This is a genomic window from Ruegeria sp. CDSB113, from assembly GCF_059611045.1.
Map to the genome: position 1 here is coordinate 628,860 of NZ_JBXWOU010000001.1, position 16,612 is coordinate 645,471.

Annotated in this window: 18 protein-coding genes and 2 tRNA genes; 1 reads left to right on the forward strand and 19 read right to left on the reverse strand. The window is 56.4% G+C overall.

Annotated elements, in window-relative coordinates:
* Positions 1-38 precede the first annotated feature (38 nt).
* From proB to AC2FIS_RS03215, 9 genes are all read right to left on the reverse strand, one after another.
* A complete protein-coding gene (proB, locus tag AC2FIS_RS03175) occupies positions 39-1,145 on the reverse strand; it encodes a glutamate 5-kinase (RefSeq protein WP_496771928.1) in 1,107 nt (368 codons plus the stop codon).
* Entirely contained in the window at positions 1,133-2,167 is a 1,035-nt protein-coding gene (gene obgE, locus AC2FIS_RS03180) for a GTPase ObgE (protein ID WP_108858609.1), read from the reverse strand. The genes proB and obgE overlap by 13 nt, the downstream gene beginning before the upstream one ends.
* A gap of 37 nt (positions 2,168-2,204) precedes the next feature.
* Complete coding sequence (locus AC2FIS_RS03185; protein ID WP_058277925.1) at positions 2,205-2,741, reverse strand: GNAT family N-acetyltransferase; 537 nt, start codon at positions 2,739-2,741, stop codon at positions 2,205-2,207.
* Complete coding sequence (locus tag AC2FIS_RS03190; protein ID WP_496771929.1) at positions 2,738-3,346, reverse strand: LysE family translocator; 609 nt, start codon at positions 3,344-3,346, stop codon at positions 2,738-2,740. The genes AC2FIS_RS03185 and AC2FIS_RS03190 overlap by 4 nt, the downstream gene beginning before the upstream one ends.
* A complete protein-coding gene (locus AC2FIS_RS03195; RefSeq protein ID WP_496771930.1) occupies positions 3,343-3,843 on the reverse strand; it encodes a GNAT family N-acetyltransferase in 501 nt (166 codons plus the stop codon). Before AC2FIS_RS03195 ends, AC2FIS_RS03190 begins: the two co-directional genes overlap by 4 nt.
* 84 nt (positions 3,844-3,927) lie before the next feature.
* The gene (gene rpmA / locus AC2FIS_RS03200; RefSeq protein ID WP_496771931.1) at positions 3,928-4,197 is read right to left on the reverse strand and encodes a 50S ribosomal protein L27; all 270 of its coding nucleotides are present in this window, start codon (positions 4,195-4,197) and stop codon (positions 3,928-3,930) included.
* 11 nt (positions 4,198-4,208) lie between these two features.
* Positions 4,209-4,826, reverse strand: a complete 618-nt coding sequence (locus AC2FIS_RS03205; protein WP_496771932.1) for a 50S ribosomal protein L21 — start codon at positions 4,824-4,826, stop codon at positions 4,209-4,211.
* A 208-nt stretch (positions 4,827-5,034) separates the two neighbouring features.
* Positions 5,035-5,835 carry a DUF2059 domain-containing protein gene (locus AC2FIS_RS03210; RefSeq protein ID WP_109311486.1) on the reverse strand — a complete coding sequence of 267 codons (801 nt, stop codon included), beginning with the start codon at positions 5,833-5,835 and terminating at the stop codon, positions 5,035-5,037.
* Entirely contained in the window at positions 5,835-6,683 is an 849-nt protein-coding gene (locus AC2FIS_RS03215; protein ID WP_496771933.1) for a DUF2059 domain-containing protein, read from the reverse strand. Before AC2FIS_RS03215 ends, AC2FIS_RS03210 begins: the two co-directional genes overlap by 1 nt.
* Before the next feature lie 117 nt (positions 6,684-6,800).
* On the opposite strand from AC2FIS_RS03215, the gene AC2FIS_RS03220 reads away from it, so the two are divergent.
* Positions 6,801-6,890, forward strand: a tRNA-Ser gene (locus tag AC2FIS_RS03220).
* 1,121 nt (positions 6,891-8,011) lie between these two features.
* On the opposite strand, the gene AC2FIS_RS03225 is transcribed toward AC2FIS_RS03220, so the two are convergent.
* The 10 genes from AC2FIS_RS03225 to iscR all read right to left on the reverse strand — a co-directional run bounded on the left by AC2FIS_RS03225 (position 8,012) and on the right by iscR (position 16,524).
* Positions 8,012-8,088: transfer RNA gene (locus AC2FIS_RS03225), tRNA-Arg, on the reverse strand.
* A gap of 66 nt (positions 8,089-8,154) precedes the next feature.
* Complete coding sequence (locus tag AC2FIS_RS03230) at positions 8,155-9,375, reverse strand: cysteine desulfurase (protein ID WP_496771934.1); 1,221 nt, start codon at positions 9,373-9,375, stop codon at positions 8,155-8,157.
* A gap of 13 nt (positions 9,376-9,388) precedes the next feature.
* Positions 9,389-9,955, reverse strand: coding sequence for a Yip1 family protein (locus tag AC2FIS_RS03235; RefSeq protein WP_496771935.1), 567 nt, complete (start codon positions 9,953-9,955; stop codon positions 9,389-9,391).
* Complete coding sequence (locus AC2FIS_RS03240) at positions 9,952-10,437, reverse strand: YIP1 family protein (protein ID WP_496771936.1); 486 nt, start codon at positions 10,435-10,437, stop codon at positions 9,952-9,954. The genes AC2FIS_RS03235 and AC2FIS_RS03240 overlap by 4 nt, the downstream gene beginning before the upstream one ends.
* Positions 10,437-11,717, reverse strand: coding sequence for a SufB/SufD family protein (locus AC2FIS_RS03245; RefSeq protein WP_496771937.1), 1,281 nt, complete (start codon positions 11,715-11,717; stop codon positions 10,437-10,439). Before AC2FIS_RS03245 ends, AC2FIS_RS03240 begins: the two co-directional genes overlap by 1 nt.
* The gene (gene sufC / locus AC2FIS_RS03250) at positions 11,717-12,472 is read right to left on the reverse strand and encodes a Fe-S cluster assembly ATPase SufC (RefSeq protein ID WP_058271675.1); all 756 of its coding nucleotides are present in this window, start codon (positions 12,470-12,472) and stop codon (positions 11,717-11,719) included. The genes AC2FIS_RS03245 and sufC overlap by 1 nt, the downstream gene beginning before the upstream one ends.
* Before the next feature lie 38 nt (positions 12,473-12,510).
* Complete coding sequence (locus tag AC2FIS_RS03255; RefSeq protein WP_496771938.1) at positions 12,511-13,386, reverse strand: FkbM family methyltransferase; 876 nt, start codon at positions 13,384-13,386, stop codon at positions 12,511-12,513.
* Between the two features lie 37 nt (positions 13,387-13,423).
* Entirely contained in the window at positions 13,424-14,944 is a 1,521-nt protein-coding gene (gene sufB / locus AC2FIS_RS03260) for a Fe-S cluster assembly protein SufB (protein WP_058277970.1), read from the reverse strand.
* Between the two features lie 17 nt (positions 14,945-14,961).
* Complete coding sequence (locus tag AC2FIS_RS03265; protein ID WP_496771939.1) at positions 14,962-16,005, reverse strand: cysteine desulfurase family protein; 1,044 nt, start codon at positions 16,003-16,005, stop codon at positions 14,962-14,964.
* 60 nt (positions 16,006-16,065) lie between these two features.
* Positions 16,066-16,524 carry a Fe-S cluster assembly transcriptional regulator IscR gene (gene iscR, locus AC2FIS_RS03270; protein ID WP_058277972.1) on the reverse strand — a complete coding sequence of 153 codons (459 nt, stop codon included), beginning with the start codon at positions 16,522-16,524 and terminating at the stop codon, positions 16,066-16,068.
* Positions 16,525-16,612: the final 88 nt, after the last annotated feature.

Consider the following 16,612-nt stretch of genomic DNA (forward strand, 5'->3'; position numbering starts at 1 on the left):
TGCCTTTCGGTCGGTCATTTGGTTCTATCATCGCGCCATTACAGCGCCAAATCATCTCGGTGGATCAGGACGGCCCGGCCTGGATAGCCCAGTGTGGCTTCGATCTCTGAGGACTTCCGACCTTTGATCGCATCCGCCTCTTGCGCGGTATACCGGCTGAGGCCCTGGGCCAGACGCCGCGCCTGCGGGTCCATTATCGCAACCGGATCACCGCGTCCGAAATCGCCGGTTACTTCAACGATACCAGCAGGCAGCAGGCTTTTGCCATTACCCAACGCTTTGGCCGCGCCTGCGTCCACTACGATTTCACCGCGCGGTTTCATGGCCGAAATCCAGCGCTTGCGCGCGGCATGCGGATCCAGCGTCGCTGTAAACCAAGTGCAATTGGCGCCATCTTCAAGCGATTTCAGCGGGTTCAAAGTCGAACCTTCGGTGATCGCCATGTCACAACCGGCAGCAGTTGCCATCTTGGCGGCCAGCAGCTTGGTCTTCATTCCGCCTTTGGACAGGCCGGAACCGGCATCGCCTGCCATTTCCTCGATCTCGGGCGTGATGGTCTCAATCACATCGAAACGCTTGGCGTTTCCGTCTTCACTCGGGTTCCCGGTGTAGAAACCGTCGACATCCGACAACAGGATCAATTGATCGGCCCCGACCGTCACTGCGATCTGCGCCGCCAACCGGTCATTGTCGCCGTAGCGGATTTCATCCGTAGCAACGGTATCGTTTTCATTAACGATCGGAACCACGCCCAAGCTCAGCAAAGTCTCCAGCGTCGCGCGCGAATTCAAATACCGCCGCCGGTCTTCGCTGTCTTCCAGCGTCACCAAAACCTGCGCAGTTGTGATTTTGTGTGGCGTCAAAGCCTCTTCATAGGCCCGCGCCAGCCTAATTTGGCCAACAGCAGCGGCAGCCTGAGATTGTTCCAACGGCAAATCCGCCATCGGCAGGCCCAAAACACCGCGCCCCAACGCAATCGAGCCGGATGAGACCAATATGACGTCAGTTCCCTGCCCTTTGAGCCAGGCAACGTCTTGAGCCAACGAGTGCAACCAATCCGACCTCAGCAACCCGGTATCACGGTCCACCAGCAAGGCAGAGCCGATTTTGACCACCAATCGGCGTGCTGCGGTCAGGGTTGCCAAGACTTGGTCTCCTCAACGGGTTTTTGTCGCAGACGGTTTTCGTCGATCTGGGCACGCAAGGCGCGCAACACTTCGGTTACGCCCAGATGCGCGACGCCCGACATGGTCATCACAGGGCCACCAACAGCCTCTTCCAGCTCGGCCCTTTGCAGCGCCTGTTCCTCTTCGTCCAGCGCATCGACCTTGTTCAGAACTGTGATCCTGGGCTTTTCAGCCAGTTCACCGCCGTAAGCTTCGAGTTCATGAATGATAGTGCGGTAATCCTCGGCGACAGTCTCCGACGTGCCATCAACCAGGTGCAGCAGAACGGCACAACGTTCCACGTGACCAAGGAACCGGTCACCGATCCCGCGCCCCTCATGGGCGCCTTCGATCAGGCCGGGAATATCCGCGACGACAAATTCCACATTGTCGACACCAACAACACCAAGATTGGGATGCAGGGTCGTGAATGGATAGTCGGCAATCTTGGGACGTGCGTTCGATGTGGCCGCCAGAAAGGTGGATTTACCAGCATTGGGCATGCCCAACAGGCCCACATCCGCGATCAGCTTCAGTCGCAGCCAGATCGTGCGGTCGATCCCAGCCTGCCCCGGGTTAGCGCGGCGCGGAGCCTGGTTTGTGGCCGATTTGAAGTGCAGGTTGCCAAAGCCACCATTGCCGCCCTTGGCCAGCAAGACACGCTGCCCGACCTCTGTCAGGTCGCAGATGACGGTCTCTTCGTCCTCGTCCAGAATCTCAGTTCCGACAGGCACGCGCAGGATGATCTCGTCACCATCCTTGCCTGTGCGCTGCTGACCACGACCGGGTTGACCGTTCTTGGCAAAGAAATGCTGCTGATAGCGGAAGTCGATCAGGGTGTTCAGCCCATCCACAACCTCGGCCCAGACAGACCCACCCTTACCGCCGTCACCGCCATCGGGACCGCCGTATTCAATGTACTTTTCGCGCCGAAAGCTGACGCACCCGCCACCGCCGGCCCCGGACCGGATGTAGACCTTTGCAAGATCGAGAAATTTCATAACTGTCCCCTACTGCAAGGGCCCCATCGGCCACAAGTCAGAGTTTTTTACTATATGTCCAGGTGGGCACATTCGCATCGCGCGCCACCGAGTAACTTTCGGCATCACCCAGATACTGGAACCCGCAATGGGTCAGAACCCGGGCCGAGGCTGGATTGTCCTGAAACACGCTGGCAAACAAATTCGAATTTTCAAGCGGGTTAGCTTTCACCAACATCTCGACGGCCAGTGAGGCTACGCCTGTATTCCAATAAACAGGCGCGACCCAATATCCAACTTCGGACTGATTGCGATCCAGCCGTGTAAGCGAAATCAGACCAATCAGTTCCGGCCCACCATCTTTGGTGGCGTCCATCGCCCAGACGTCCTCATCCCGGTCTTCGGCCATCGAACGCGTCACAAACGCCTCGACCGACCCCGGTGGCAGCGGATGCGGGATCGACGTGGTCATACGTGCCACGCGCTCATCGCCTGCATAATGCTCGATGAGACCCATATCCGACCGGCGCAAGGGGCGTAGATCGAACCGCTCGGTTTCAAGGACCGGCTGGTTTATTATTGTCTCGAGTTTCATGAGTGCGTTCCTCCTCCGAACAACACAAAAAATACGGACGCAACAGTGAGACTCGCTAACGTCCACATCAGATATTTTTCCACGGGCCGACCTTCAACCACGTGGGCAATTCTATCTCCGGCAAATGTCCAGATCGGGTGTAAAACCGCCTGGCAAAGCAATAAACAGAGAGCGATCGTGAACGTCGCGTTAAAGCTGGGTGCGCCAACCGCGACGAACCCGGTAAAACCGGCTATGATCATGGCCCATGCCTTTGGGTTAAGGGGATGAACGATCAGCCCCGCCCAAAAACCGGGCACGTCTCCAGTGGCTTCACTGCGCGAAAGACGCAGGTTCGCGATCTTCCACGCCAGCCAGCAGATATACGCCGCCGAGGCGTATTTCAGGACCGAAAAGACAATCGGTGCCTGATCCGCGAGTTGCAGCAGACCAAAACCAACGGGCCAGATGATCAGCTGTTTGCCAAGGATCACACCGGCCACAAACGGCAGAGCCGCCCGAAACCCGTAGCGTGCGCCTGTGCCCAGCAGGACCATATTGGCGGGTCCGGGCGTTCCGACCTGTGAGGCTGCGAAGATCAGGAAACTGGCGGTTGCAACGGTCATTGCATCGCCTCCCAGTCCGCTCGGCGCAGCAGAACATCCTGAATAATCACATCTTCGTTGGTCGACCGTGCCGTCGCACGATGCTGGCCATCTGGTTTGAACCCAAGTTTGGACAGAACCGCCTTGGACCGTTCGTTGCCGACGTGATAACCCGAGGTGAGTTCCTGCCGATCAGATCGAAAGAACCTCGAAATCATCGCGCGGGAGGCTTCGGTCACATAGCCCTGCCCCCAGGACGCTTTGGCAATCCAATATCCCAGCTGAGATCCCGTCGAGATGCAGCCAATGACGTTCTCTTCCCGAGTAATAGCAAAGGCATCATGCTTAGCAGCCATCGCGTCGACAAATTCAGTTGAATGCGCGTCCTCATAGGGATGCGGTACCACCGTCAACCAGCGCACCACATCCAGATCGTTCAGAAGAGTGACCAGACGCGACGCGTCCTCACGCCGAAAACGACGCAAGACAAGACGCTCTGTTTTTATCACTTCGGTCATGGGACCGCTCCTGAAAACGAGAAAGGGGACCGGCACTTTCTGCCGGTCCCCCATGAATTTTTCTTAAACCTTCTGGGTTTCGGCTTACTCTGTGGCCTCCGCCACTGGCAGGACCGAAATAAAGGTGCGGTTTTTCAGTCCCTTGTGGAACTTCACGGCGCCATCCACGGTTGCAAAGATGGTGTGATCTTTGCCCATGCCTACGCCTTCGCCCGGCCAGAACTTGGTGCCGCGCTGACGCACGATGATGTTGCCTGAAATGGCGGCCTGGCCACCATACAGTTTCACGCCAAGGCGGCGACCAGCTGAGTCGCGACCGTTACGGGAGGAACCGCCAGCTTTTTTATGTGCCATTCTGTCTCTCCTTAGCCTTTAGCCAGATCTTTGGCCTGCTCAACCCATTCGGGTTTCACTTTGACCGTTTCGATAGCAGCAATCTGATCGTCCGACAAGGCGGCCAGAGCGGCAAAGCTCTCGATACCGGCTTCGGCCAGCTTCTTGGCAGCGGCGGGGCCGACACCGGTCAACTGGGTCAGATCGTCAGCGGCAGCAGCAGCGGCAGGTGCCTCTGCTTTGGCTTCAGCTTTCTTGGCAGGCTTTTTTGCCACGGGGGCAGCTTCGCCAGCCGGCGCCGAACCGGTTGCAGCTTTGATGCCCGACTTGTCGGCACCTGACGCCAAAATGTCGGTGATCTTGACCAGAGTCAGCTTCTGACGGTGGCCAACGGTACGCTTCGAGCTGTGCTTACGACGGCGTTTTACGAAGTTGATGACCTTGTCACCTTTGATCTGTTCGATCACTTCGGCCTGAACGCCTGCGCCTGCGACGAACGGTGCACCAACAACCGGAGCGTCGCCGCCCAGCATCAGAACATCGTTGAATTGAACTGTTTCACCTGCGTCGGCAGCCAATTTTTCAACGCGGAGGATATCGCCCGCTTGAACTTTGTACTGCTTGCCGCCAGTCTTGAGGACCGCAAACATGCGTCTTTCCTTTGTCTAATCGCGTTCTATGGTCCCCGACCGGGCGTTTTTGGCTTTCGCCACCTCGAACAGCGCGCCCTTTTCGGGCTGTGTGACGACCCGTGGGACAAGGTCCTAGGGTCAATAATAACGACACCCGGCGCGGAAAACCGGCCGGGATGCGCGCTTATCCATAGATTGATCGGCAAAGTCAACATCAAATGCGGGGTCAAAGATCCGATGCGCCAAGCGCCCGTGAGACCGCCTGCCCCAGTTGAAAATAGATCTGGTCGTACATCTTGTCGAAACCGTCGAAAAAGGCTTCGTTTACGGCGCGTCCGGTCTCAGTTCGGGAAAAAGCAATGTTCTCCCGCATCTGAGCCTCATTAAGCGGTTGATAGGCCACCAGAAGGAAGGAATACAACCAGATGCGGTTTTCCTCGGCAAGCCTGCCCTTGTCCGACAAGAGCTGCGCCAGAATATCCTCCGAGCTGGTTCCGCCATCCGCGCTGAGACCGCGAAAAAAGTTGTAATCCGAACTAAGCGAGCTTTGGACGTTCTTTTCGATCAGGTCGTTGACGTCGATATACTCGCCGACCAGCCGGTAAAGTTGGGTGCCGCCTGCCCCGTTCAGATAGTTTTCGCGCGCCATGTCCTTGATGGTTTCATCTGCGAAAGCCTTTCTGGCCGAGTTTTCCAGTGTGATAACGGTTTGCCCGACATCACTTTCAAAGAACAGGATCGCGCGATCCATCTGGCTGGCTGTCAGGCTGACCTCAAAGGTCCCAGAAATCTGTTCCTGCATCCACTGTGGATCATAAATCTCGTCCACCTGATCATCGAAGAGCGGCCCGCCGTCACCACCCAAAAACGTGTCGTTCAGGCCTTTCGCCTGTGCCAAACCTTCGTCGCGCAAGATATCTACGACCTGTTCCATTTGAAGCGCCTGCATGAGGCGTTCAACCCGCTCGGACGCCGCCAGCGGCATGGCTGACAGCAAAACGGCAAAACAAGCAGCGATCAGGCGCATCAGATATCCTGAGCCGGGTGCAGTTCCGCCATCCGCGCGGCCAGATCTTCAAACTTCATGGCCATGATTTCGTATTGAATGGCATTCAGCAGCTCATAGACTTCTTGCATCAAAGGCTGCTCCAAAGCCACAGCATAGGCGACGACCTCAGAATCCGAGAAGTCCTGATAGGTATAGGCTGCCCCGGCAAGCGCGGACAGCTGCAAAGCTTGGCGCATGCCGGTCTCGTTGCGCTTCATCATCTGACGCAGTTCATCCGCGCCCAGCTGCAAGTCAATCACCCCTGAGGCGCTGGCAGCGAGCAAAAAGCGTACCTGAATTTCCTGCAGCGCACGTAATGCCGTCCCGCTGGAATCAATTGCATTGTTCATGCGTTTCAGATTTTCGACGCGCTTGGATCCATCCTTGATCAGGTCCGAGACGATTTTCTGCCCTTCCAGTTGCTTGGCATCGTCATCTTCAACCATGTGCGATGCATTCTCGGACTCGACCAGCCGTTGCCCAAGGTCGGATGCATAGAACTCGACCGCATGGGTCAGCGCCTCATCGCTCAGCGTCTGTTCCAGAATAGACACGGCTGTTTCGCGCATGTCCTTGGTGTCAAAGACTTCTTCGGTCAGGCGTGTCCAGTCCGACCCAAACCCGTCAGGATCGATTCCCAACATTTGCGGGGCTGAGGCCGAGGCCAGCGCGATGCTTTCAAGTGCAACGTCGAACCCGGTTGTTGTCAAAAAGGCCTCGATCCGATCCCGTCCGGCAGCAAGTGCTAGCTGCGACCCGTAGATCACGAACAGAACGGCGGCGATTAGCGGCAGGATAGTTTGGCGTAAAGGATAAGTCATACCCATGAGCCTAGGGGAAATACCGCGCCAGGCAACGGAAAATCCCGGCTTTGTCATTTTCAGGAATTTTCTGCTTGCACCCCCGCGCGTTCCTCACTAAATCCCCCCCTCACAGACCCCCGCGGAGAGGTGCCGGAGTGGTCGAACGGGGCGGTCTCGAAAACCGTTGTGGGTGCAAGCCCACCCAGGGTTCGAATCCCTGTCTCTCCGCCATTATCCCCTTCCCAGGATTGGTAGTCATCTGAACATTTGCACTCGATGTCTATGAGGTATTGATGCTGGTGTCTCTGCTGCAGTGTAGGCTGTCAAAACAGATGGGTTCGCGACTGTGTCAAGCAAAGCGACCTTTTGAGGTTTTTGAATTAGACGATCCACCGTCTCTCCCTCGAACGTACCTGCGCCCGGCCTAATGGCGGGCTGTGCGTGGCGCCTTGCTAAAATTCAAAAAGGCTCGGGCCTCGGGTCACGCGACACCTTTGGAACATCGGGTTGCGGAACATGAAAGGTGCTTTGTGAGTGGCAGATAGGTTCGGATCCGCGCGCACTGGCGGGATCCTCCTGCGGATCAAGAACTATCGGTGCGTGGGATGGGGCTTGGTATAGAAAGTTGAACGGGTCAAATGGACCCTGAGATTTCGCTGATTCTATCAGCGTTACCGTCACTTTAATGCAGAGATTTGGCTCACTAACGCGCGCGCATTTCCATCGGCCTTGTTGCTACTGCAAAGCAGAGTTAAGTCCCTTTGATTAGGAGCTTTGTCTTAGGCAGGATTACGATGACGCGGCGTTGCCAGAGTATAGGTCCGCTATTATTGTCATTCTTCGTTTCCGTAGGTTTAAAAAACGCAAGCGCTGCCGAGCAATCCGGTGATGAATAGGTCCTCTTCGCTGCCGGAAGAAAGCGGTTAGCGCAGGGCATTTCTTGGACGGAGTACGATGGACACTGGCGAGTTCGCACACTTGCAACTTTAGTAAACATAAGTGAAGCACCGCTGCAGTTCGGAATAGCGCTAAGCGCCTTGTGCGATGAAGTTGTCCGCAACAAACCCAAAGCGCCCTAGCACGTTTCTCGCGATGACATCTATCGAGTGGAACTTAACATGCGCAGCCTATTGCCCGGCGACAGCGGCGCTCCGGTGTTTCCTCGTGCCATCCCCAGCGATCCTCCTGTGTGACCAAGCGAGAAAGCCACGACATGCGGCGACTGACCCGGCAACCTCAGGCTAAACGGGCCGCTCGGCGGTACACAGAACTAAGTGGTCCACAAAGTGGTACACAGATTTCCGGCATTATTGCCGAAGAGCCTTATTTTATTGACTTGAATGGAGGTGGTTTGGCGCACCTGAGAGGATTCGAACCTCTGGCCTCTGCCTTCGGAGGGCAGCGCTCTATCCAGCTGAGCTACAGGTGCCTTGGCCGTTAGCTAACCTTGATCCGATCCGGGTGCAACTGCAAATCTTTCCGGATCGGCCAGGTTTCACGCAAACAAATCGTGCGCCAATTCAAGCGCGTCGATCAGTATGTCGACCTCGTCGGTGGTGTTGTACAGACCAAAGCTTGCGCGGCAAGTCGCGGTGACACCGTAGAAATCCATTAACGGGCCGGCGCAGTGGTGACCGGCACGGACAGCAACGCCTTTCTTATCCAGAATGGTCGAGACATCATGCGCGTGCCCTGCCCCGTCCATCGTAAAGCTGAAGATCGCGGCCTTGTCTGGTCGGGTGCCCTGAACCTGCAACCAGTTCAGGCCCGTCAGTTTCTGAATGGCATAATCGCGTAAGCCGGCTTCATGAGCGGCGATATTTTCCATCCCCAGATCCATCATGTAATCCAGTGCAACACCCAGACCGATGGTTTGGACAATGCCGGGTGTTCCGGCCTCGAACTTCATTGGCGGGTCATTGTAGATCACCTGGTCCTTGCTGACCTCTTTGATCATATCGCCGCCACCGATAAAGGGGCGCATCTCGGCCATGCGTTCGGATTTGATGTAGATTGCACCGGACCCTGATGGGCCGTAAAGCTTGTGGCCGGTGATTGCGTAGAAATCGCAGCCGATATCGGCGACATTGACGGGCATGTGCACAGCGCCCTGGCTGCCATCGACCAGCACCGGCACGCCTTTCGCGTGCGCGCCTTCTGTGATCGCTTTTACGTCGACCACTGTGCCCAACACGTTCGAGCATTGAGTGACGGCAACCAGCTTGGTCTTGGGACCGATTGCATCGATCACGGCCTGCGGGTCCAGCCCGCCGTCAGCGTCCACATCAACCCATTTCAGGACAACGCCCTGCCGTTCACGCAGGAAATGCCATGGAACGATGTTGGCGTGGTGCTCCATCACGCTCAGCACGATTTCATCCCCGGCCTGCATGCGCGGCATGGCCCAGCCATAGGCGACCAGGTTGATCCCTTCGGTCGTGCCCGAGTTCAAGACAATCTCATCCTCGTCCGCCGCGCCCAGAAAACGGGCGATTGTTCCGCGAACGGATTCGTATTTCTCGGTCGCCAGATTGGACAGGTAGTGCAGGCCGCGGTGAACATTCGCGTATTCTTCGGAATATACCCGTGTCACCGCATCAATCACGACCTGCGGTTTCTGCGCCGATGCGCCATTGTCCAGATAGGTCAACGGCTTGCCGTTCACTTCCCGAGACAGGATTGGAAAATCTGAGCGGATTTTCTGCACGTCATACATGGTCTTTTATTCCCTATACGGGGCCGCCGGGCGTTAATGCGAGGACAAAGGGCACTGCAATCAAAGCAGATAACACGATGACCCCGAAGGATTTAGCAAGCGAACCGAACTGGTGCGCTTCATTCAGAAAATGGAGCGTGACGTAAAGGCTGATAATCGCTGTGGCCAGCAAAAACATCAGCATCAAAAACGGCAGCACGATCGTAATGACCAGCGTGATCACCATCGCAGCGATCTGAAGGTATTGCAGCCAGATCGTCAGCGTCAGGATGTCATCGAATGTTGCCCGGCCACCCAGAAACCTTCCCACGAACAGGAATGCCCCGACGCTTAGCAACATGGCGCCGGCAGATCGGACCAGACCAAGGAAAACAGGCGTAGGTGGGGGTACGGATTCACCATTGGGGACCGGAAGCAAATGATCAATACCCAGTTGCACAAGGCCGTTCAGCACCACGGCCAGAAAGAAAGCCAGCCATAAGATTTCACGCCCCGGCCGCATGTCCAAAAGGCGTCGGGCCGCTTGGGCGGGGTGTGTCAGGGTCAAGATCGCAAGATCAACAAAACCAGTGGGATTCATTCTTGCCGCCTTTGCGCTTGACTGAGACCTGCCAGCCAGAACCACAGGAATACTGCGAACCAGACGATCCCGACGAGTGTCAGGGCCGGGCCAGATCCGATGAAACCGCCTACCAATCCATTCAACAATACCAGAGGTGTTGAGGACAATAGCGCCCAGAAAAGCGCCAATCTAGCGCCATAGGACGTCCCCTGACCGCCAACCAACCGGGCCGCGCCGTATGAGACAAAGGCCAGCAGGTAGAAAAACAGAGGCAGAATAATGACAGTGCCCATCAAGGCACCGCCCATCAACATATCCAGCTCTAGCCTTTCGATATGCGCGCGCCGCGCAAGGCTGGGCAATTGCGCGATGAATGCCACGATGCAAAACGCCATGACAAACATCAACGCCCTGTCCTCGCGCGGGCCAAGATCAAGAAGCCGCCGCACGACACGACCTGGCCCCCGATAGGTGGCCACGATATCCGAGGTCAAAGGCATCAGATGTGTCGCGACAGCCAGCCTTCAAGGCGGTTCACAATGGCCTCTGACAATACCTCATCCTCGATTTCATCGACGGCTTCGGCCAAAAATGCCAGCGTCAGCATATTGGTGGCGTCCTTCACCGAAACCCCACGCGAACGCAGGTAGAACAGCGCCGTCTCATCAATCGCACCCGAGGTCGAGCCATGCGAACACGCAACATCGTCGGCATAGATCTCAAGTTCGGGCTTGGCGAGGAACTGGCTGTCATCATCCAGCAGCAAGGACTGGCTGATCTGATAGCCGTCTGTCTTCTGTGCGCCTTCCTTGACCAGGATCTTCCCCTGGAACACGCCGGTCGCGCCGTTGCGCAGAACTTTCTTAAAGACCTGACGGCTCTCACAGTTCACCGCGTCATGGGTAACGAAAACCGTGTCGTCATGGTGGAAATCACCATCACCTACGCAGGCGCCTGCCACATGAGCAATAGCGTCGTCGCCGGTCAGTTCGATCACCTGTTCGTTGCGTGTCAAAACTCCATTCACTGTCAGCGTGAAGGACTTAAAGACAGATTCCCGTCCCAGCCGCGTGAACATGTGAGTCGCAGCGCAACGTTCGTGGTCCCTGCCCTGCGCGCGTACGTGATGCAACGTACCGCCATCGGCGATGTCGATCTCGATACATTTGTTGAACCGCGACGCTGCCGGGCCGTTTTCTAGTATCGTCACCTCAGCGCCGCTTTCGACACGGATGATGTGGTGCAGCATGGCGTCCGAGGTCTCGGATTCATGGCGATAGATCAGGCTGATCGGCTTGGACGGTTTACCGGTGACGTGAATCGCAACGCCATCTGCGGCAAAAGCCGTATTCAAAGCAGCCAACGGCCGCTGAACCGGGGATTGCCCGCGCGATTCCAGAACGCCGTATAGTTCTTTGGCCCAGTGAATATCCTTGCAGCAGATATCCTCGATCCGGTCGATGTTGACACCTTCTAGTTCCAGATCATCCGACTCTTCGGCGCTGAACACACCGTCGATGAAAACGATCTTCAATCGGTCGAGATTGCCAAACAGCAGCGGTTCGTCTGAGTGGAACAATGCTGCATGCGGCTGCTCGGCCGAGATCAGGGTGTCAGGGCGCGTGTACTTCCAATACTCGTCGCGCCGCCCCGGCAGACCCATTTCCAGCACTCGCGCCAGCGCGTCTTCGCGCGCGGCTCGGGTGCAGCCGGCTTCGGGCATGGTCAGCGTGGCCAGCCGTGCCTCGGTCGCGGTTTGTTTTACTTCGGGCAAAGCCATCAGTTCACCTCGGCCAGGATGTCGGCATAGCCGTTGTTTTCAACTTCCAACGCCAGTTCGGGACCACCGGTTTTAACGATGCGACCGTCTGCCATGATGTGAACGACATCAGGTTTGATGTGGTCCAACAGGCGCTGATAGTGGGTGATGACCAGGAAACCACGACCTTCATCACGCAGCGCGTTCACGCCTTCGGCCACCAGTTTCATCGCATCTACGTCCAGACCTGAATCCGTTTCGTCCAAGATGCACATCTTGGGTTCCAGCATCGCCATCTGCAGGATTTCGTTCCGTTTCTTCTCACCGCCTGAGAAGCCAACGTTTACCGGACGCTTAAGCATGTCCGCGTCGATTTTCAGCGATTTTGCCTTGGCGCGCACTTCTTTCAGGAAGTCGGCAGCAGACAATTCGTCTTCGCCGCGCGCCTTGCGCTGAGCGTTCACGGCCGTGCGCAGGAAGGTCATGTTGCCAACACCCGGGATTTCCACAGGGTATTGGAACGCCAGGAAGACACCCGCAGCCGCGCGCTCTTCCGGCTCCATCTCCAACAAGTCCTCACCTTCCAGCGTGGCAGAGCCTTCGGTCACTTCGTACCCATCGCGGCCCGACAGCACATAGCTGAGCGTCGACTTGCCCGAGCCGTTCGGCCCCATGATCGCATGCACCTTGCCAGCCTCGACGGTCAGATCGACGCCTTTGAGGATTTGCTTTTCTTCTTCCTCAAGTTTCACGTGCAGGTTTTTGATTTCCAGCATTTTTTCTCTTTCTGCTCCTATATAGGAACGCGGTCGTTTCAGGTTGTCTTGTGCAGGCGATCCACATATCCATTGGCCGCTTGCATTGTTATTTCCCCTCGGTCCACCAGTACCGAAAGGGATAGTGTTGTTATGTCAAAGCTCTCAAAAACAGAGTCGGCCAAAATGGCAAGATGTTTCACTTTTTCACTGTCCAACTCTTCCAGCTTCATCAACTTTCGAATGAAAACCGCGTCACCGTCGGTCAATTGATTTGCGTGAAACCGAGGGCGCAGCCGCTTCGAAAGCTCACATCCGCGCAAGGGCCTTGGCGTAAATGTCAGAAATTTGTGCAGCGAGTATCCGTAACCACCCAACACATCCATTTGGGCACTCAGCAGTGGTTGATGCTCATAGATCGGTATTGCCGCAACTTCTGTGATGATCGCACACGCCTTGCGTAGATGTTCGGCACCCTCTTCGAAGATTTGGGTTTCCGCCCCCTGGACGTCGATTTTCAGCAAATCGAACTCGGGCAAGTCATCAATATCGTCCAGTCGATGGCTGACCAAATCCAAACGCTCAACCAACCGAAGCTTTCTATGCCAACTTCCGATCGTTGCGAGCCAATCCTGATTGGGACTGTAGAATGAGGTAAAGCCACTGCTGCGATAGACATTCAGAGTCTGTTCTCCACCCCGCCCAACAGCATAGGGCAGATAGTGTTCCCGCGGACCAGCCGTTTCAACCAACCGGGCATAGGCGTCGGGCTGAGGCTCAAAGCCCCAGACCTCGCACAGGCCAGCATCCCTAAGTTTGTAATAGGGAGACTCATCCAACGGGTTTGCACCAATGTCGACAACACGAGTCAATCGACTCGGGTTGAGCAGATCAATCAGGTGTTTCGTCCTGTCGATATCAAAGTACTTTGGCACTTCGATGAACCCTTAGCAAATACCCATCAAACCCGGATTACCCGACAGACCCTTCCAACGAGATCGCCACCAGCTGCTGCGCTTCCATGGCGAACTCCATCGGCAATGCTTGCAGGACGTCCTTGCAGAACCCGTTGACGACCAGCGCCACGGCCTCTTCCTCGTCCATGCCGCGTTGACGGCAGTAGAACAGCTGATCGTCATCCACCTTGGATGTCGTCGCTTCATGTTCCACGCGCGAGGAATTGTTGCGAACCTCGATATACGGCACCGTATGGGCCCCGCATTTATCGCCGATCAGCAAGCTGTCGCACTGGGTATAGTTGCGGCTGTCCTTCGCCTTCGGGTGCATCGAAACCAACCCGCGATAGGTGTTCTGCGCTTTACCCGCGCTGATCCCTTTGGACACGATGCGCGACTTGGTGTTCTTGCCCAGATGCACCATTTTGGTGCCGGTATCAGCTTGCTGCATGTTGTTGGTAATGGCGATCGAGTAAAACTCACCCTGGCTTTCATCACCGCGCAGGATGCAGGACGGGTACTTCCAGGTCACGGCGGATCCGGTTTCCACTTGGGTCCACATCACCTTGGACCGATCACCCCGGCAATCGGCGCGCTTGGTCACAAAGTTGTAGATACCGCCCTTGCCGTTTTCATCCCCAGGGAACCAGTTCTGAACGGTCGAGTATTTCACCTCGGCATCTTCTTCGATGATGATCTCAACAACGGCCGCGTGCAGCTGGGCCGTGTCGCGCTGCGGCGCGGTGCAGCCTTCCAGATACGAAACGTAAGAACCCTTGTCCGCGATAATCAGTGTGCGTTCGAACTGACCCGTGTTTTCCGCGTTGATGCGGAAATAGGTGCTCAGCTCCATCGGGCAGCGCACGCCTGGCGGGATGTAGACAAACGAGCCATCCGAGAACACGGCCGAGTTCAGCGTGGCGTAAAAGTTGTCAGAAACAGGCACAACGGTGCCAAGATATTTTTTGACCAGCTCAGGGTGTTCCCTGATCGCCTCTGAGATCGAACAGAAAATCACGCCGTGTTTCGCCAGCTCGTCCTGGAAGGTTGTTCCCACGGACACGGAGTCAAACACCGCGTCCACGGCCACCTTGCGACCCTCGGCGGGCATATCCTCGGCACCTTCAACGCCGGCCAGAATCATCTGTTCTTTCAGCGGGATACCCAGCTTTTCGTAAGTAGCCAGCAGCTTTGGATCGACCTCGTCCAGCGACTTCGGCTTCTCCTCCATCGACTTGGGACGGGCATAGTAATACTGGTCCTGGAAATCGATCTTTGGATAATGAACCATGGCCCAGTTCGGCTCATCCATCTTGGTCCAGCGTTCGAAGGCCGCCAGACGCCATTCGGTCATCCATTCGGGCTCTTCGTTCTTATCCGAGATCAGCCGGACGATATCCGGGTTCACGCCCTTGGGCGCATACTCCATCTCGATATCGGTATCCCAACCGTATTTATAGGTACTGACCTCGCGTACCGCGTCCACGGTTTCCTGATCGACACCCTCTTTTACCTGGGTCTGGTCCAAAGCGGCCATATGACACCTCCGTCAGATCACGCGGCGCGCGCGCGATGCTTCTTTTCTTTTTCAAGCCACGTTTCGGCGAAACGCAGCACATCTTCTTCAGTGGTCAAAGGTCCCAGAGACACGCGGATCGCGCTTGCTGCTGTGACCTCATCAAAACCCATCGCGGTCAGCACCGCGCTTGCCCGGACCTTGCCGCTGGAACAGGCAGAACCTGCACTGATAGCGAAACCTCCCAGATCCATCTGCATGACCTGCGTTTCGCCCTTCCACCCGGGGGTTGCGAAACACGAGGTATTCGGAAGGCGGTCCTGACCTTTCCCGACAAAAATAGTAGATTTAGAACCAGCCTCAAGGGCATTTTCTAGAATATTTCTAAATTCACGAACCTGTTCCCAGATACCATTTGAAAGATCCCGCGCCGCGGCTTCAGCTGCCGCCCCGAACCCCGCGATTCCAATGACATTTTCGGTGCCTGACCGTCGGCCCATCTCTTGCCCGCCGCCTTTGATCAGTGCAGGCAGTTCAGTGCCACGTTTCATAACCACCGCGCCAATCCCTTTCGGACCGCCCAGCTTATGGGCCGAAATCAACGCCATCTGGACGCCCAGCCAGTTAAAAGCCACCGGCAATTTGCCAAAGGCCTGTGTCGCGTCGGTCACCGCCAATCCGTTCGGCAGCGATTGGACAATCCCTGTCTCAGAGTTCGCCAATTGCAGGGTCGACTGCTCGGGGTTTGACACGTCCACTTGACCGGATCGCGACGTGGGCAGGTCTTCGGTGATCCATGATCTGATCGCGTCATGCTCAATCGCGGATCCATGCAAATCACGATTGACCAATGTCAGCGCGGCCCCTTCGGTCGAACCTGACGTAAACACAACGTCTGCCCCATCCGCACCAAATGCGGCTGCAACCTGCGCCCTTGCCCGTTCGATCAAAGCCTTGGCCGCACGGCCTTCAGCGTGAACGGATGACGGGTTCCCGCACAAATCCATCGCTGCCACCATGGCGTCGCGCGCCTCGGGGCGCAGCGGTGTAGTTGCGTTATGATCCAGATAAACACGATTCATGGATACATCTTTTCTTGGACGCAAAGCAGAAATGAAACCCCAAAGGCAATCGGCATCGGGTCACTCATCAACGATAGAAAACAGACTGGGCACTGCGGGACACGGGGCCAGGTCGTTCTTGATCACGTCGGACAAGCGCGTCTGGTGCAAAAAGACATAAACATGCGCACTAAGACCTTCCCAAAGACGGTTGGTCAAAGACTGCGCCCGGCTCCCCGAGGATGCCCCGGATGCCCCGGCACCTTTTTGCAGCGCGTCCACGGTTTCATCCACAGCCGCCAGAACTTCAACCACCCGAATCTCGGAAGCAGGCCGCGCCAGACGATACCCGCCGCCCGGTCCACGTACGGACGAAACCAGTTCAGCCCGGCGCAATTTGACGAAAAGCTGCTCGAGATAAGGAAGCGAGATATCCTGACGTTCGGAAATTTCGCTAAGCGTCACCAGGCGATCCGAGGGCTGTAGAGCAATATCAGCCAGTGCAACCATCGCGTAACGACCCTTTGTCGAAAGCTTCATTGTCTTTCCCTCATGGCAGGTTATAAGCGAAAACATTGACGCCGCCGCCGCCAGTGCGTATCTCCGACAGGCAGCGCCTTGCGCAAAG

Bases quoted from the DNA above. Each gene is read 5' to 3' on its own strand.
- obgE (WP_108858609.1), bottom strand. From the start codon at position 2,167: ATGAAATTTCTCGATCTTGCAAAGGTCTACATCCGGTCCGGGGCCGGC.
- AC2FIS_RS03185 (WP_058277925.1), bottom strand. From the start codon at position 2,741: ATGAAACTCGAGACAATAATAAACCAGCCGGTCCTTGAAACCGAGCGG.
- AC2FIS_RS03190 (WP_496771929.1), bottom strand. From the start codon at position 3,346: ATGACCGTTGCAACCGCCAGTTTCCTGATCTTCGCAGCCTCACAGGTC.
- AC2FIS_RS03195 (WP_496771930.1), bottom strand. From the start codon at position 3,843: ATGACCGAAGTGATAAAAACAGAGCGTCTTGTCTTGCGTCGTTTTCGG.
- rpmA (WP_496771931.1), bottom strand. From the start codon at position 4,197: ATGGCACATAAAAAAGCTGGCGGTTCCTCCCGTAACGGTCGCGACTCA.
- AC2FIS_RS03205 (WP_496771932.1), bottom strand. From the start codon at position 4,826: ATGTTTGCGGTCCTCAAGACTGGCGGCAAGCAGTACAAAGTTCAAGCG.
- AC2FIS_RS03210 (WP_109311486.1), bottom strand. From the start codon at position 5,835: ATGCGCCTGATCGCTGCTTGTTTTGCCGTTTTGCTGTCAGCCATGCCG.
- AC2FIS_RS03215 (WP_496771933.1), bottom strand. From the start codon at position 6,683: ATGGGTATGACTTATCCTTTACGCCAAACTATCCTGCCGCTAATCGCC.
- AC2FIS_RS03230 (WP_496771934.1), bottom strand. From the start codon at position 9,375: ATGTATGACGTGCAGAAAATCCGCTCAGATTTTCCAATCCTGTCTCGG.
- AC2FIS_RS03235 (WP_496771935.1), bottom strand. From the start codon at position 9,955: ATGAATCCCACTGGTTTTGTTGATCTTGCGATCTTGACCCTGACACAC.
- AC2FIS_RS03240 (WP_496771936.1), bottom strand. From the start codon at position 10,437: ATGCCTTTGACCTCGGATATCGTGGCCACCTATCGGGGGCCAGGTCGT.
- AC2FIS_RS03245 (WP_496771937.1), bottom strand. From the start codon at position 11,717: ATGGCTTTGCCCGAAGTAAAACAAACCGCGACCGAGGCACGGCTGGCC.
- sufC (WP_058271675.1), bottom strand. From the start codon at position 12,472: ATGCTGGAAATCAAAAACCTGCACGTGAAACTTGAGGAAGAAGAAAAG.
- sufB (WP_058277970.1), bottom strand. From the start codon at position 14,944: ATGGCCGCTTTGGACCAGACCCAGGTAAAAGAGGGTGTCGATCAGGAA.
- AC2FIS_RS03265 (WP_496771939.1), bottom strand. From the start codon at position 16,005: ATGAATCGTGTTTATCTGGATCATAACGCAACTACACCGCTGCGCCCC.
- iscR (WP_058277972.1), bottom strand. From the start codon at position 16,524: ATGAAGCTTTCGACAAAGGGTCGTTACGCGATGGTTGCACTGGCTGAT.